This is a genomic window from Streptomyces sp. NPDC054840, from assembly GCF_053611065.1.
On sequence record NZ_JBSGZP010000105.1, the window covers coordinates 1 to 14,949 of the forward strand.

The window sequence follows — 14,949 nt, forward strand, 5'->3', positions numbered from 1 at the left end:
CCGGTACGCGGACCTGGTCCCGGAGGAGGCGCAGGTCCCGACCTACCACCACCAGGCCGTGCGCCCGCTCGGGGCCCGCCCGGGGGGGGGGGCCCCCCCCCGGCCCCCCCCCACGGCCGTTTCCGCGTGCGTGGCTCAGCCCAGCTGGTCGGCGTCGATGACGTCCTTGCCGGTCGGGGCCTCGGCGTTCACCGGCTTGTCGATGCCGGTGAAGGAGACCTCGGCCGGCTCCTTGCCGGTGACGCTCGCCTTGAGCAGGTACGGCTTGCCCTCGGTGGCCACCAGCAGGGTCTCGGTGCCCTCCGCGGTCTTCGTGGTCAGGGTGAGGGCCTTCTGGCCGTCGACCGAGGTGACCTTCCCCTTCTCCGCGCCCTTGCTGTCGTCGAACTCCTTCAGCAGTTCGTCCAGGTCGCACAGGGCGGCGATCTCCTTCGAGTCGGCGTCCGAGGCCTTCGACTTCAGCCAGTGCCCCGCCAGCTGCTTGACCGCCTCGTCCGCCTCCGCCTTGGGCAGGTCCTTCATCTGGGAGCGGTAGAAGGGCTCGTCCGCCTTGATGAACACGAACTCGGATGTGCGGATCAGCTCGAAGGAGCCCTCCTGGCCGGCGATCGTGCCCCGGCAGTCGCCGGACTTGCTGACGGCCATGTTCAGCTCCAGCGGCTTGCCCTCGTCCCAGACCTTGCCGCTGACGGTGAGCGAGGCGGCGCCGCGCAGGGCGTCCACGGACTTGTCCGCCACCTCGGAGCCGGACAGTTCCGCGAACGGGCCCGAGGCGAAGCATCCGGTGAGGCCGAGGGCGGCGGCGCAGGCGAGGGCGGCGGTGGCGGTGAAGCGGTGAGCGGTGCGCATGGGGGACTCTCTCGGGCTTCTGGAGGGGGAGGTATTAGAGGATCGAAGGAGAAGCGGAAGTTTATATTCCGCTCAGGGTAGGTCGCGGCGATCCGGTGGTGAAGACGTACCGATCAGAGCAGATTCTCGTGAACCGAGTCAACATCGTTCACGAAAGTTTTTGAGTTCACGCTGTGAATCGGTCTCTTGGGTGTGAGCGGGTATGCTCCCCGGCATGCCCGAGGAGAACGCCGCAGCAGAGAAGGCCGCAGCAGAGGTCACCGCGGCCGAGGTCGCCCGCCTGGCCGGGGTCGGCCGCGCGGCCGTGAGCAACTGGCGGCGCCGCCACGCCGACTTCCCCAAGCCCGTCGGCGGCACCGAGACCAGCCCCTCCTTCTCCCTGGACGAGGTGGAGCACTGGCTGCGCACCCAGGGCAAGCTCGCCGAGGTCCCGCTGCGCGAACGCGTCTGGCAGCAGATCACCGCCCACCCCGGCGGAGCCGTCAGCGCGCTCGTCAAGGCGGGCGGGGCCCTGCTCGTCGTACGGGACCGGCCCGCCGACTGGCTGGAGCTGACCGCCGTCTCCGACGAGCGCATGGCCACCCTGCTGCGGCCCGTCCTGGACCAGGTGCTCGGCGCGCGCCTCGGCCCCGCCCACGCGCTCGCCGAGATCCCGCTGCGCCCGGCCGCCATGCCCCTGCTGCGGGCCGCCGCCGAACTCGCCGCCGAGCTCGGGGCCCGCCAGGCCTTCGAGTTCCTCCTCGGGCGCCACCTCGACGCCAACCCCCGCCAGTACACGCTCACCCCGGACGGCCTCGCCGGGCTCATGGCCGCCCTCGCCGGGCCCTCCTCCCGCACCGTCCTCGACCCCGCCTGCGGCACCGGCACCCTGCTGCGGGCCGTCCCCGGCGCCACCGCCCTGTACGCGCAGGACTCCGCGCCCGAACTCGCCGCCCTCGCCGCCCTGCGCCTCGCCCTGAACGGAACGCCCGAGGTCCGCGCCGCCGCCGCCGACAGCCTGCGGGCCGACGCCTTCGCCCAGGACACCGTCGACGCCGTGCTCTGCCACCCGCCGTTCAACGAACGCGGCTGGGGCCACGAGGAACTGGCCTACGACCCGCGCTGGGAGTACGGCTTCCCGGCCCGCACGGAATCCGAACTCGCCTGGATCCAGCACGCCCTGGCCCACCTGCGCGAGGGCGGCATCGCCGTACTGCTCATGCCGCCCGCCGTCGCCGCCCGCCGATCCGGCCGCCGCATCCGCGCCGACCTGCTGCGCCGCGGCGCGCTGCGGGCCGTCGTCGCGCTCCCGGCCGGCGCGGCGCCCCCGTACGGGATCCCCCTGCACCTGTGGGTGCTGCGCCGGCCCGCCCCGCACGCGGCGCCCCCGGCCGGGCTGCTGCTCATCGACACCGCGGCCCTCGCCGCCGACGCTCAACTCCGTTCCGTGTGGCCCGCCGTGCACGACGCGGTGGAGAACGCCTGGAGCGCGTACGACCGCACCGGCTCGGTGGCCGAGGAGCCGGGTGTCAGCCGCGTCGTCCCCGTCATCGAGCTGCTGGACGACGACGTGGACCTGACCCCCGCCCGCCACCTGCCCCCGCCGGCCGCCGGGGGCGGTCCCGCCGAGCTGAGCGCCGTACGGGAGCGGCTCGGCGAGACCCTCGGCAGGGCCGCCCGGCTCACCCCGCCGGCCGCGGTGGCACCCGCCGGGGGTACGGCCAGGCCGCCGATGACCACCGTCGGCGAACTGGCCCGCGCCGGCGCCCTGGAACTGCACACCGGCAGCGGCGGCGGAACCGGCTCGGCCCCCGTCCTCACCGAACAGGACGTCTACACCGGAGGGGGCCCCTCCGGCACCCTGGCCCCCACCGCCGACGAGCCCCTGCTCACCGCCCCCGGTGACGTCCTCGTCCCCCTCGTCGGCGGCGCCGCCGTCGCCCGGGTCGTCGACGAGGCCACCGCGGGCGCGGTACCGGGCCGGGGCCTGGCCCTGCTGCGCCCCGACCCGGCCGCCCTCGACCCGTGGTTCCTGGCCGGATTCCTGCGCGGCACCGCCAACACCCGCCGCGCCAGCAGTCATGCCTCCACCGTCACCCGGCTCGACGTCCGCAGGCTCCAGCTGCCCCGGCTGCCCCTGGCGCAGCAGCAGAGCTACGGGCTGCGCTTCCGGGCGCTCGCCGAGTTCGAGGACGCGCTACGGCTGGCGGGGCGGCTCGGCGAACAACTCGTGCAGGGTTTCCACGACGGCCTCTCGGACGGCACGGTCACGCCGGAGTGAACGGCCGTGCAGCGAGCGTGCAACGGTTGCGCGCATCCCCTCACCCCTGGCCGGGAACGCTGTATACCCTCAGACCCGAAACGTCTTCCGCACGGCCCGTCAGGAGCAGCGATGCACGGCCCCGGCCTTCCGCCGCAGCACGGCCCCCAGTCCGATTCCGGGGGTGTGATGGCATTGCGCGTGGTGTTCGTGCTGCTGCCCATCCTCAGCTGCGGTTTCCTCGCCTGGGGTTCGTTGCTGCGACTCGCCCTGGTCACCCGCAAGTCCCGTGACTGGGCGCTGATGGTGGTCAGCGGTGTGCTCGCCGTCGTGTGGATGACGCTCATCCAGATCGACCCCACGCCCGACGTCAACGGCTGGCAGGGCAACCTGGGGGCCGGCGGCTCGATCTTCACCGGCTTCGCGATCTGCGTGTACTTCCTCGTCGCCGACATCAAGCACCACGAGGCCCGGCGGACGGCCCCGACCGCGCAGTGGTACCCGGCGCAGTCCGCTCCGTACGCCCACCCGCAGTCGTCCGGACCCGCCTACGGGTACCCGCCCGCCACGGCCACCACCCGGCCCTCCACCCCGACGCCGGTCCCGACCCCGACGCCGGTCCCGGCACCTCCGCAGGTGCCGCCGCAGCCGACCCCGCCCCCGCGCATCGGGCAGGTCCGTGCCGAGCTCGACGAGCTCAGCGAGCTGCTGCGCAAGCAGACCCCGCCGGCCGGGGGACCCCGCCACGATCCCCACCAGACCCCGTTCCAGGACCCGCAGCAGTGACCGACCGGCTCATCGGCGACCGCTACCAGCTCGCGACCGTCCTCGGCCAGGGCGGCATGGGCCAGGTCTGGACCGCCTACGACCGGCGCCTCGACCGCCGGGTCGCCGTGAAACTGCTGCGCCCCGACAAGGTCGCCGGCCCCGGCACGGTCGCCGAGGAGCTGCGCCGCCGCTTCGTACGCGAGTGCCGGGTCACCGCGCAGGTCGACCACCCCGGCCTGGTCACCGTGCACGACGCGGGCAGCGACGGCGACGAACTCTTCCTCGTCATGGGCTACGTGGAGGGCGCCGACCTCGCCGACCACCTCGCCGAGCACGACCCCTACCCCTGGCAGTGGGCGGTCGCCGTCGTCGCGCAGCTGTGCTCGGTCCTGTCGGCCGTGCACGCGGTGCCGATCGTGCACCGGGACCTGAAGCCGCGCAACGTGATGGTCCGCCCCGACGGCACCGTGCTCGTCCTGGACCTCGGCGTGGCCTCGGTGATGGACACCGACACCACCCGCCTCACCAGCACCGGCTCGCCCATCGGCAGCCCCGCCTACATGGCGCCCGAGCAGGCCATGGGCGGAGCCGTGGGCCCGTACACCGACCTGTACGCCCTCGGCGTGCTGCTGTACGAACTCCTCAGCGGAAACGTCCCCTTCGCCGGATCCACCGCCCTCGGGGTCCTGCACCGCCACCTGTACGAGCCTCCGCTCCCGGTCCGCCAGATGCGCCCGGAGATCCCGCCGGAGCTGGAGAAGCTCCTGCTCCACCTCCTCGCCAAGGACCCGCAGGACCGGCCTTCCTCCGCCCAGGAGGTCTACGAGGCCCTGGCCCCGCTGCTGCCCGCCCGCGACAGCCGTACTCCGTCCGGCCCGCTCGACCCGACCCGGCCCTTCCTGCGCCCGCAGGCGCCCTGGCCGGACCGGGCCGCGGCCGTCCCCCCGCGGCCGAGCAGCCCGCCCGCGCCGCCGAAGGCCGATGTCCCCGGCGCCGTGGACGAGGCCCGCAAGCTCCTGGACGAGGGACGGCTCACCCAGGCCGTGGACATCCTCGGCGGCATCCTCCCGGCGGCGGCCGCCGAGCACGGGGAGCACTCCCCTGTGGTCCGCTCCCTGCGCAAGCAGTACGCCGCCACGCTCATGGACGACGGCCAGTACCGGCGCGCCCTTCCGGAACTGCGCCGCCTCGCCGAGGAGTTCCCGGCCGGTGACCCCCAGTCGCTGCGCTTCCGTTACGACTCGGCCCAGTGCCTGGAGCAACTCGGCGAGCCGGCCGCCGCCCTGGCGGAGTACCGCTCGCTGCTCCCGTTCTTCGAGAACCACTACGCCAACCCGGACCCGGGCCTGCCGCTGGAGGTCCGCCGCCGGATAGCCCACCTGCTGCTCTCCCTCGGCGACCGCCAGGCGGCCCACGACACCCTGGCCCGGCTCCTGTTCGACGCGGAACGGCTGCACGGCCCGGCCCACCCCTTCCCGGCCGAGATTCGCCGCACCCTGCACTGGCTCAGCCAGGTCCGCTGAGCTCCTCCACCGCTCCGCCCGCCGGACGCCTGGCCCGCCGCACCCGCAAGGTGGCGACCAGCAGGATCCCGAGCGCGGCCGCCGCGATCGCCAGTCCCGGAACCAGACCCGGCGGGCGGAACGCGCAGCTCACCCGGGTGGTGCCGGGGGAGAGCGGGATCGCCACGAGGCCCAGGTGGGCGGCGGCCGGGCGGCCGTTGCAGGTCCAGCCGGCGATCGCGGGGACCGAGAGGACCGCCGTGCCCGTCGTGCCCGGCGGGAGCGTGGCGTGGACCTCGGACGACCCGACCCGGACCGAGGTCGCCGCCGTGGCCCGCAGGCCGGCCACCGCGGTGTCGAGCCGCGTCCGGTCCAGGCAGGAAAGGGCCCACCGCGGGGGCGGGGCGGCGTCGAAGACCAGGGCCGAGGAGGCCCCGCGGGAGGGGCCGAGCGGCTGGAGGGCCGCCCGGTTGCGGGGGGCGTTGCCGTTCAGGCGGAAGGCGGGGCCGTCCGCGAGGCGGGCCGTCGCGTTGTACTCGGGGGCCCACAGGTAGGCCTCCGTGCCCGCGCGGCAGGCCCCGGGCGGGAGCGGGTCCTCGTACACCCGGGCGCCCAGCAGTGCCTCCTGGTTGGCGAAGGGGGAGTCGTCGGCGTAGGAGACGGCGGCGCCGGGCGGGCGGGTCGTCACCAGCGGGGGCACCTCGGCGCGGCGGACCGTGCCGTCGGGCCGCAGACGGGCGCCCACCGCGAAGACGGCGTCCGTCACCGGGTTGTCGATGCTCTGTACGTTGCGTCCGCGCGAGGTCCAGCCCGCCCCGAGCGCGACCATCGTGCGGGTGAACACGTCCGGGGTGTGGCTGCTGTAGTACGAGCCGCCCTCGCCGCCGAGCAGCAGCGGGTCGTTGCCCGTCAGGGCGGGCCGCCCCGGGTCGGTGCGGTACGCGGGCCAGCCCTCGGCGGCGGCCAGGGCGTCGGCGCGCGCGGTGTGCGCCGGCCCCCAGGACGGGTAGTCGTCCAGGCCGCCCAGCTTGCCCCGGTGGCCGTGGGCGGTGGTGGCGGCGGCCTGCGCCAGCAGGACCAGGGCGAGCAGCCCGGCCGCCGGCCGTACGAGCCGGCGGTGGCGCAGCGCCCACCAGGCCGCACCCGCCAGCGCCAGCCCGCCGCCGAACAGCGTGTAGCCCGCCGCCGTCACCAGCGGGCTGTCGTACGCCCACAGCACGGCGGCCGCCAGTACGCCCGCACCCGCCGCCAGCGCCGGAAGCCGCGGCAGGCCGGCGGCCAGCCCGGTCCAGGCGGCGATCACGGCGATCCCGGCCAGCACGAAGGTCTGCCGGTAAGGGCTTCCGTTCGGGGTGGCGAAGAGGTGCCAGGCCAGGTGCGTGGGCGCCCACTGGAGGGAGAGCGCCACGGTTATGGTCAGCCCCGCCCACCACAGCCGGGTGCGCGCGGGGACCGCCCGGTGGAAGGGCAGGGCGGCCAACAGCAGCAGGGTTCCGGTGCCCACGAACACGGCGGGGGAGGAGAAGGAGTACGTCACCGGCAGCAGCCGCGCGAACAGGTCCGCCCAGGACACCGGCGCGAACTCCCTGTCCCACCCCGGGTACGCCTGTCCGGAGCTGAGGAAGAGCGGCAGGAGCACGGGCGCCGCGAGCGCGATCCCGAGCACGGTCGTCCCCGCGCCCCGCGCGATCACCGACAGCCGGGTGCGCACGCCCTCCCGGGTCAGCATCACCCGTACCAGGAGCACCAGCGCCGCACCCAGCGTCGCCATGTAGGCGGTGTAGAAGTTCGCCGTCCAGCAGACCGCGACGACCAGCGGCGCCAGCAGGATCCGGCGCCCGCGCAGGGCCCATTCGCCGGTCAGGCACAGGAGGGGGAAGGCGATCAGCCCGTCCAGCCACATCGGGTTGTACGAGGCCTCGATCACCGACCAGCCGCACAGCGCGTACGAGGCCCCCAGCAGCCCGGCCGCCCACCAGGGCCCGCGGCGCTGCGTGCGCAGCAGCCAGGCCGTCGCCGCCGCCGCGGCCGACATCTTGAGCACGGTGACGACGTACACGGCGAGGTCGATGTCCGTGCGCGGGAAGAGCCCGACGAGGACGGCGAAGGGGCTGGTCAGGTAGGTGCCCAGGTCCGGCAGGAAGCTCATGCCGTAACCGGAGCGCCAGTTGAACAGCAGCCCGCCTTCCGCGCGGCCGTGCAGGAGGTCCCACAGCTGCGCGTGGAAGGGGACGAACTGGTTGCCGAGGTCGTTGACGCTGCGGTGGCGCGGTCCGTAGGGGAACACGCGGGCGGCGGCGTCCCCGGCGCACACGGCCACCGCCGTGAGCAGGGCGGCGAGCCCCGAGCCGAGCCCACTCCGGCGGCGCGGAGGGCGGCGCGGTGCGGGACGCGGCGCGGTGGGCGGCAAGGAGCGCGGCGAGCGGTGCGTGGTCGACATGGTGGGCCGACCTTGGCAGTGCCGGGTGACCGAAGGATGGCCTCAGGGTTGCCGGTGGCCGATCCGGGCCGTCGTCCGGGCGGCGGGGTACCCAGGATGGGTGACGGGTGGCGCGCCGGACCCACGGGAGCCCGCCGGCTCCCTTATGAACGGTGCGTGTTCCGTCCGCGCGCGAATCGTTGGTCGAACCGGTGGTCCGGATCACCGTGACCTCATAACATCGATCACCGCACGGCCCTTTGTGCACCGACGCACAATCTCCCGGCCCTGGAGGCTCCTTTGCACCGTCGCACAGCGCTCTCCGTCTCCGCCGCCCTGCTCGTGGCGGCGCCCCTGCTGTCCGCCTGCTCGGGCGAACCGCGCCCCGGCACCGCGGCCGTCGTGGGCGGCGAACGGATCACCACCTCCGCGCTCCAGGCCCAGGTGAACGACGTGCGCGCGGCGCAGAACCGTTCCGGGCAGGCCGCCGCCGAACTCATCGCCGGCACTCCCCACCTGGAACGGCAGAAGCTCGACGCCCTCCTCCAGAGCCGGATCATCGACAAGATGGCCGACACCGCCGGGCTCACGGCCACCCGGAAGAGCATCGAGGACGAACGCAAGGCGTACGTCGACGAGAACGGCGGCAACGAGCAGTTCGAGGCACTGCTCCTGCAGAAGGGGGCCATGGCCCCCGGCCAGGTCGACCGCTTCCTCCGGGACCGGGTGCTCCTCACGGCCCTGACCGCCAAGTACGGAGCCGGGAAGCTGGAGGAGCCGGCCCGCGCCGCCGTCGAGGCCCTGCACATCGAGGTGAACCCGCGCTACGGCGCCTGGGACGCCAGGGAGATCAAGCTCGGCACCGGGGAGACGCCCTGGATCACCCAGCGGACGCGGCCCGAGGCCGCCCCCGCCGGAGCCTGACGCTCCGGGCTCCCCGCGGACCGTGGGCCGGCGCGTCGGAGGTAGGTTCGGAGGGTGACCGACCACTCCGAACCCACCGCCACCGCCGACGCCGACGAGCCCACGGGCCGCATCGTCCTGCTGACCACCAGCCACCGGGTCGCCCCCGGCGTGCTGTCCTGGCCGGCGTGGCAGACCCTGCACGCCGCGGACCGGGTGCTGTGTGCCGACCCCGGGCACCCGCAGCTGCCGTACCTGCGGGAGGCGGGCATCGAGGTCGTGTTCGAGAGCCCGGACGCGCACGCGCTGGTCGAGGCCTGCGCGGGCGGCCGTACGGTCGTGGTGCTCCCGGGCGGCGAGGGTGACCGGCGGCTCACCGACGGGCTGGCCCGGCTGGCCGGCTCGGGCCGGGTCTCCATGCCCGACCTGGAACTCCTGCCGGGCTCGTACGACCTGCCGGGCGCGCGGCTGCTCGACCTGGTCCAGGTGATGGACCGGGTCCGGCGCGAGTGCCCGTGGACCTCCCGGCAGACCCACCGGGGCTTGGCCAAGTACGCGATCGAGGAGGCGTACGAGCTGGTCGAGGCCATCGAGGACGGGGACCGGGAGGAACTGCGCGAGGAGCTCGGCGACGTACTGCTCCAGGTGGTCTTCCACGCCCGGATCGCCGAGGAGTACGAGGATCCCGACGAGGCCTTCTCCATCGACGACGTGGCCGGGGCGCTCGTCACGAAGCTGATCCACCGGCACCCGCACGTCTTCGGCGACGCGCAGGCCGAGACCCCGGAGGACGTCAGCGCGCACTGGCAGCGCACCAAGGCGGTGGAGAAGCGGCGGGAGTCGGTCACCGACGGGATCCCGGTGGGCCAGCCCGGTCTGGCGCTCGCGGCCAAGCTCGCGGGCCGGGCCCGTACCGGCGGCGTGGCCGTGGATCTGCCCCGCGGCGAGGGCATCGGGTACGAGCTGCTGGAGCTCGCGGCACGCGCCGAGGCGGCGGGGACCGACCCTGAGACCGCGCTGCGCGCGGCGGCCCGCGCCTACCGGGACGCCATCCGGGCGGCCGAGGGCCTCGCGGAGCCGGGCGAGTAGCGGCCCGTCCCGTTCCTCATACGTCCCGTTCCTCGTACTCCCTGGGCGCACGGGCCGAGGGGTTGTGCCACTGGGAGGCCGGGCGGTCCAGGAACCACTCGCCGAAGCCCAGCGGGCGCTCCCCGTACCCGTGGCTCGGGGCCGGAACCGCGTCGTGGAAGAGACGGGCGGGACGGGCGCCCAGCTCCTGGAGCAGGTGGGCGGTCTCGTCGATGAACTGCGGCGGACCGCTGAGGTAGACGTCCTGGTCCGGCCACAGGCCCCGGTTGCCCAGTGCGGTCGCGAGCCGGTCGGTGGCCTGGTTGCGGTGCTGCCCGGGGGCGGGCGTGATGTAGGTGACGGCGAGCCGGCAGCAGCGGGCGGCGTACGCGTCGATGAGCGGGCGGTCGTAGAGGTGCGCGCCGTCCCGCGCCACCACGAAGAGCCGTACGTCCTGATCGGGAGGGCGCTCCGCGAGATCCTCCACCAGGGCCCGGATCGGCGCCCAGCCGGTGCCGGCGGCGATGAGGCTGACCGGGCGGTCGTCGCGGCGGAAGGTCAGCTGCCCGCCGGCGGCGCCGAGCCGCAGCACGTCGCCCGGCCGGGTCTCGCGGACCAGGGTCGTGCTCAGCCGGCCCCCGTCGACCCGGCTGACGTGCAGGTCGAGGGTGCCGTCGGGGCGGGGGGCGTTGCCGATGGAGTAGGTGCGCCAGGTCGTCGGGAGACGTTCGCTGCTCACGCTCGTGTACTGGCCGGGAAGATAGGGGAAGGGGGCGTGCGGCCGCAGCGTCAGGACGCCTATGTCCGGTCCGTAACGGAGGTGGCGCACGACCTCCGCGTCCCACCACGGCGGGCCCTCGCCCGTGGCGGCGCCGGCCGTCATCGCGTCGGCCATCACCTGGTAGGCCTCGGCCCAGGCCTTCTCGACGAGTGGGGTCCACGCCCCGCCGGAGGTCTCCGCGAGTGCGGCGAGCAGGCTGGCGCCGACGGCAGCGTAGTGCTCGGGGCGGACCAGGAACTTTCGGTGGTCGCGTCCCAGGTCGCGCAGGTAAGGGCCGAGGGTCTCGTCGTCGAGGTGGGCGATCACGTGGGTGAGCGCGGCGAAGAGCCGGTCCCGCTGGCGTTCCATGTCGTGGAGGGAGTCCGGGAAGAGGGCGCGGACTCCGGGGTTGTGCCAGAAGAGGTGGGAGTAGAAGAACTTGACGGCGTGCTCGGCCCGTCGCTCCACCACCGCGAAACTGCTCTTCAAGATCCTGACATCCACAAAACCGAAAGTAGGAATGCCGGAGAAGTTCAGGTCAAGAGATGGCCGATCTACGGACAGCCGCGACGAATCACTCATATCGGATGGTGGCTCGGCGCCGGGATACGGTCATCAGGTGCATGAGCAGACCCCCCGAACCCCCGCCGAAACCCCCGCGGACACTTCCGCCGACATCCCTTCCACCGAGGGCCCCACCCTCTTCGACTGGGAGTTCGCGACCGACCCCTACCCGGCCTACGCCTGGCTGCGCGAGCACGCCCCCGTGCACCGCACCAAGCTGCCCAGCGGGGTCGAGGCCTGGCTCGTCACCCGGTACGCCGACGCCCGTCAGGCCCTGGCCGACCAGCGGCTCAGCAAGAACCCGGCGCACCACGCGGAGCCCGCGCACGCCAAGGGCAAGACCGGGATCCCGGGGGAGCGCAAGGCGGAGCTGATGACGCACCTGCTCAACATCGACCCGCCGGACCACACCCGGCTGCGGCGGCTGGTGTCCAAGGCGTTCACCCCGCGCAGGGTCGCCGAGTTCGCCCCTCGGGTGCAGGCGCTCACCGACCACCTGATCGACGCCTTCGCGGGGAAAGGTGAGGCTGATCTCATTCACGAGTTCGCCTTCCCGCTCCCCATCTACGCCATCTGCGAGATGCTCGGGGTGCCGCGCGAGGACCAGGACGACTTCCGTGACTGGGCCGGCATGATGATCCGCCACGGTGGCGGCCCGCGCGGCGGGGTGGCCCGGTCGGTGAAGCAGATGCGGACCTACCTCGGTGAACTCATCCACCGCAAAAGGGATGATCTGGGTGACGACCTGATCTCCGACCTGATCCGGGCGAGCGACCACGGGGATCATCTGACGGAGGGCGAGGCCACCGCCATGGCCTTCATCCTGCTTTTCGCCGGTTTCGAGACCACCGTGAATCTCATCGGCAACGGGGTGCACTCCCTCTTCATGAACCCCGGACAGCGCGAGCGCCTCCAGCTCTCCCTCGCCGCCGGGGAGAGCGGACTGCTGGCCACCGGGGTCGAGGAACTGCTGCGGTACGACGGCCCGGTGGAGCTGGCCACCTGGCGGTTCGCCACCGAGCCGCTGACCCTCGGCGGCATGCGGATCGAGGTGGGTGATCCGGTGCTCGTCGTCCTCGCCGCCGCCGACCGGGATCCGGAGCGCTTCGCGGACCCGGATACCCTCGACCTCTCCCGGACCGACAACCAGCACCTCGGATACGGGCACGGCATCCACTACTGCGTGGGTGCCCCGCTCGCCCGGCTCGAAGGCCAAACGGCGCTCGCGACTTTGCTGACGCGTCTGCCCGATCTGGAACTGGCTGTTCCGCCCCAAGACCTGCGCTGGCGCGGGGGGTTGATCATGCGAGGGCTACGTACTCTTCCCGTTCGATTCGCGGCTCAAAACACTTGAGCGAAACCTGATGAAAAGTCAGGTCCGGCTTGAACTTGTGACAATCGTTCGAAGGCCGCTAGGTTCTGCCGTTACCCCGCTGTTATGCGAAAGGTGATCGCTCATGCTCTCCGGGAACGGCCGTCACAGACGCCCCCGCCAGGTCCCCGCGCTGGTCGTCACAGCCGGAGTCACTGGCTCTGCGCTGGCCATGCCTCTGCTGGCCGCCACCAGCGCCACCGCCGCCGACACGTCCACGTGGGACAAGGTCGCCGAGTGCGAGAGCGGCGGCTCCTGGAGCGCCAACTTCGGCAGCGGTGCCTACGGCGGACTCCAGTTCACCCAGGAGGAGTGGCAGAGCGCCGGCGGGCTCGAGTTCGCCGAGCGCCCGGACCTGGCGAGCCGCTCCCAGCAGATCGCGGTGGCCGAGCGGGTGCTGGGCTCCACGGGACCGCAGGCGTGGCCGCTGTGCGCGGCCTCCGCCGGCCTGGTCCAGGAGGGCCCCGCCGCGAAGGTGGACCCCGGTCTGCCCGGCGGCCAGGGCCCGCTGGCCCCCGCGCCGTCCCGCCCGGACGACGCCGTTCCGTCGGCCCGGGGCGGCAAGCCGTCCACGGACTACGGGTCGCCGACCCCGGCTCCGAGCCCGTCCAGCACCCCCTACCTGATTCCCGACGCCCCCTCCATCGGACTGCCCGTCATGCCCGCGCCGGACATCCCGACGACGCCCCCGGCCGACCCGACGGCTCCGGTCCTGCCCGGCGGTCCGACCGGTACGCCGGCCAACCCCGTCGACCCGACGCTGCCCACGCACCCGACCGTGCCGCCCACCACCTCGCCCGTCACGCCGGGACTGCCCCCGGTCGACCCGAACGGCCCTGCGGCCCCGGCGGTCCCGCAGACCACCGGGACCACTCCTGTCGAGGGCAGCGGCAAGCACCGCGGTGCGCCGGAGTCCGGTCCGTCGGCTCTGCCTGACGCCGCGTCGAAGCCCGTCTACACGGTCCAGGCGGGCGACAGCCTGGCGACCATCGCGGTTGCCAAGGGTGTAAAGGGGGGCTGGAACGGTCTCTACCAGGCCAATGAGCAGGTGATCGGCGAGGACGCCAACCTCATCAAGCCCGGTCAGAACCTGGATCTAACCGCCGAATAAGGACAGTTCAGTTACCCGTAAAGAGTTGAATGTCGGATTTCTGTAAGTGAGACATGTGTCTCTTCGGGTCAACTGGCGTGTCCCGTCCCGGGCATTGCGCAAACCCCGCCCTCACCTGCGCAAACACCGCTGCGGGGAGCGCAAGTAGGGGCCGTTTCTCCCCGATGTTGCTCGTTGAACATCGGGGAGAGACCTGTCTACCTTCTGAATCGCTCGCCACCGCGAGCTCCTTCGACCGCATCGCCGAATCCTGCCGGCGGACGGAGGGAACAGTCGTCGCGTCAAGCGCCGAAGGCAGGAGCGGGGGAACCAAGGTAGGTGCCGGGAGCGGCCGTTGAGAGACGGTCACGCCACCGGCTTGGGGTCAAGACGTGCGCTAGGTCGCACGGCCGGGCAACTCACTCGCCCGAACCCGACAGCTCACCTCGTAGGCGTCGGTGAGGAGAAACTCCATGCTGCTTTCCGGCAAGGGCAAGCACCGTCGCGGTACTGCAATCGAGCGGTCTGTCCGGATCGTCACGCTCGCCGGTGTCGCCGGCGTGGCCGTGGCCGCCCCCCTGATGGCCGCGGGCACCGCCAGCGCCGCCACCGCGTCCGAGTGGGACAAGGTCGCGCAGTGCGAGTCCGGTGGCAACTGGGCCATCAACACGGGCAACGGCTACTACGGCGGCCTGCAGTTCTCGCCCTCCACGTGGTCCGGCTTCGGCGGCAAGTCCTACGCCGCGCAGGCCAACCAGGCCACCAAGGCCCAGCAGATAGCCGTCGCGGAGAAGGTCCTCAAGAGCCAGGGCAAGGGCGCCTGGCCGTCCTGCGGCAAGGGTCTGTCGAGCTCCTCCTACGCCGGTGGCGGCGCCGCGGCCCCGGCGTCGAAGCCGCAGTCGAAGCCCAAGGCCGAGACGAAGAAGACCGAGACCAAGAAGACCGAGACCAAGGCCGCGCCGAAGCAGGAGACCAAGCGCCCCGAGGCTCCGACCACCCGCTCCGAGCGCGCCGAGGCTCCGGTCGCGCCGAAGACCGGCAACGGCTCGTACGAGGTCAAGTCGGGCGACACCCTGGGCACCATCGCCGAGACCAACGGTGTCAAGGGCGGCTGGCAGAAGCTGTTCGAGCTGAACAAGGACATCGTGTCGGACGCCGACCTGATCTTCCCGGGTCAGAAGCTGAAGCTCAGCTGAACACTGCGGCAAAGCCGCAGGAACATGTACACGGCGTCAGCTGACCCCGTGCAGGATTTCCGCCGCCCGGCGCGTGACCCACGCGTCGGGCGGTGCCGCGTGCGGCCCCCGAAGGCCGATGATCAAGCGACCTATGTCCCGGAAGAGGGGTATTCGGTCCCTTTTTCGTCCCAGGGTCCGGGCGGTCGGGCTGCCCAGACGCCGGATCCGGTTAGGCTC

11 protein-coding genes and 1 riboswitch are annotated in these 14,949 nt (G+C 73.0%); of the genes, 8 read left to right on the forward strand and 3 right to left on the reverse strand.

Annotated elements, in window-relative coordinates; translation table 11 throughout:
- Positions 1 to 135 precede the first annotated feature (135 nt).
- Entirely contained in the window at positions 136 to 849 is a 714-nt protein-coding gene (locus ACWGIU_RS10710; RefSeq protein ID WP_453704396.1) for a hypothetical protein, read from the reverse strand.
- A gap of 214 nt (positions 850 to 1,063) precedes the next feature.
- Between ACWGIU_RS10710 and ACWGIU_RS10715 the strand changes: the two genes are divergently transcribed.
- From ACWGIU_RS10715 to ACWGIU_RS10725, 3 genes are all read left to right on the forward strand, one after another.
- Positions 1,064 to 3,109: an N-6 DNA methylase gene (locus ACWGIU_RS10715; RefSeq protein ID WP_453704398.1), complete on the forward strand. Its 2,046-nt coding sequence runs from the start codon at positions 1,064 to 1,066 to the stop codon at positions 3,107 to 3,109.
- Positions 3,110 to 3,220: 111 nt separating this feature from the next.
- A complete protein-coding gene (locus ACWGIU_RS10720; RefSeq protein WP_453704400.1) occupies positions 3,221 to 3,874 on the forward strand; it encodes a hypothetical protein in 654 nt (217 codons plus the stop codon).
- On the forward strand, positions 3,871 to 5,379 hold the full coding sequence (locus tag ACWGIU_RS10725; protein ID WP_453704402.1) for a protein kinase domain-containing protein: 1,509 nt from the start codon (positions 3,871 to 3,873) through the stop codon (positions 5,377 to 5,379). The genes ACWGIU_RS10720 and ACWGIU_RS10725 overlap by 4 nt, the downstream gene beginning before the upstream one ends.
- Here the strand turns inward: ACWGIU_RS10725 and ACWGIU_RS10730 are convergent.
- Positions 5,363 to 7,798, reverse strand: a complete 2,436-nt coding sequence (locus ACWGIU_RS10730) for a YfhO family protein (protein ID WP_453704404.1) — start codon at positions 7,796 to 7,798, stop codon at positions 5,363 to 5,365. The two genes, ACWGIU_RS10725 and ACWGIU_RS10730, sit on opposite strands and share 17 nt — an antisense overlap.
- Before the next feature lie 279 nt (positions 7,799 to 8,077).
- Here ACWGIU_RS10730 and ACWGIU_RS10735 point away from each other — a divergent pair, with 279 nt between their 5' ends.
- Both ACWGIU_RS10735 and ACWGIU_RS10740 read left to right on the forward strand, forming a co-directional pair.
- Positions 8,078 to 8,701, forward strand: coding sequence for a SurA N-terminal domain-containing protein (locus ACWGIU_RS10735; protein ID WP_453704406.1), 624 nt, complete (start codon positions 8,078 to 8,080; stop codon positions 8,699 to 8,701).
- Positions 8,702 to 8,755: 54 nt separating this feature from the next.
- Positions 8,756 to 9,769, forward strand: a complete 1,014-nt coding sequence (locus tag ACWGIU_RS10740; RefSeq protein ID WP_453704408.1) for a nucleoside triphosphate pyrophosphohydrolase — start codon at positions 8,756 to 8,758, stop codon at positions 9,767 to 9,769.
- 16 nt (positions 9,770 to 9,785) lie between these two features.
- On the opposite strand, the gene ACWGIU_RS10745 is transcribed toward ACWGIU_RS10740, so the two are convergent.
- Positions 9,786 to 11,012: a globin domain-containing protein gene (locus ACWGIU_RS10745; protein ID WP_453704410.1), complete on the reverse strand. Its 1,227-nt coding sequence runs from the start codon at positions 11,010 to 11,012 to the stop codon at positions 9,786 to 9,788.
- A gap of 115 nt (positions 11,013 to 11,127) precedes the next feature.
- On the opposite strand from ACWGIU_RS10745, the gene ACWGIU_RS10750 reads away from it, so the two are divergent.
- From ACWGIU_RS10750 to ACWGIU_RS10760, 3 genes are all read left to right on the forward strand, one after another.
- Positions 11,128 to 12,426 (forward strand): cytochrome P450 family protein, encoded by a 1,299-nt coding sequence (locus tag ACWGIU_RS10750; protein WP_453704412.1) that lies wholly within the window; start codon positions 11,128 to 11,130, stop codon positions 12,424 to 12,426.
- A 103-nt stretch (positions 12,427 to 12,529) separates the two neighbouring features.
- The gene (locus ACWGIU_RS10755; protein WP_453704414.1) at positions 12,530 to 13,555 is read left to right on the forward strand and encodes a transglycosylase family protein; all 1,026 of its coding nucleotides are present in this window, start codon (positions 12,530 to 12,532) and stop codon (positions 13,553 to 13,555) included.
- A gap of 276 nt (positions 13,556 to 13,831) precedes the next feature.
- A riboswitch (cyclic di-AMP (ydaO/yuaA leader) is annotated at positions 13,832 to 14,004 on the forward strand.
- A gap of 3 nt (positions 14,005 to 14,007) precedes the next feature.
- A complete protein-coding gene (locus ACWGIU_RS10760; RefSeq protein WP_453704416.1) occupies positions 14,008 to 14,730 on the forward strand; it encodes a transglycosylase family protein in 723 nt (240 codons plus the stop codon).
- Positions 14,731 to 14,949: the final 219 nt, after the last annotated feature.

Coding starts and splice junctions, on each gene's coding strand:
- ACWGIU_RS10710 (WP_453704396.1), bottom strand. CDS start 849: ATGCGCACCGCTCACCGCTTCACCGCCACCGCCGCCCTCGCCTGCGCC.
- ACWGIU_RS10715 (WP_453704398.1), top strand. CDS start 1,064: ATGCCCGAGGAGAACGCCGCAGCAGAGAAGGCCGCAGCAGAGGTCACC.
- ACWGIU_RS10720 (WP_453704400.1), top strand. CDS start 3,221: ATGCACGGCCCCGGCCTTCCGCCGCAGCACGGCCCCCAGTCCGATTCC.
- ACWGIU_RS10730 (WP_453704404.1), bottom strand. CDS start 7,798: ATGTCGACCACGCACCGCTCGCCGCGCTCCTTGCCGCCCACCGCGCCG.
- ACWGIU_RS10755 (WP_453704414.1), top strand. CDS start 12,530: ATGCTCTCCGGGAACGGCCGTCACAGACGCCCCCGCCAGGTCCCCGCG.
- ACWGIU_RS10760 (WP_453704416.1), top strand. CDS start 14,008: ATGCTGCTTTCCGGCAAGGGCAAGCACCGTCGCGGTACTGCAATCGAG.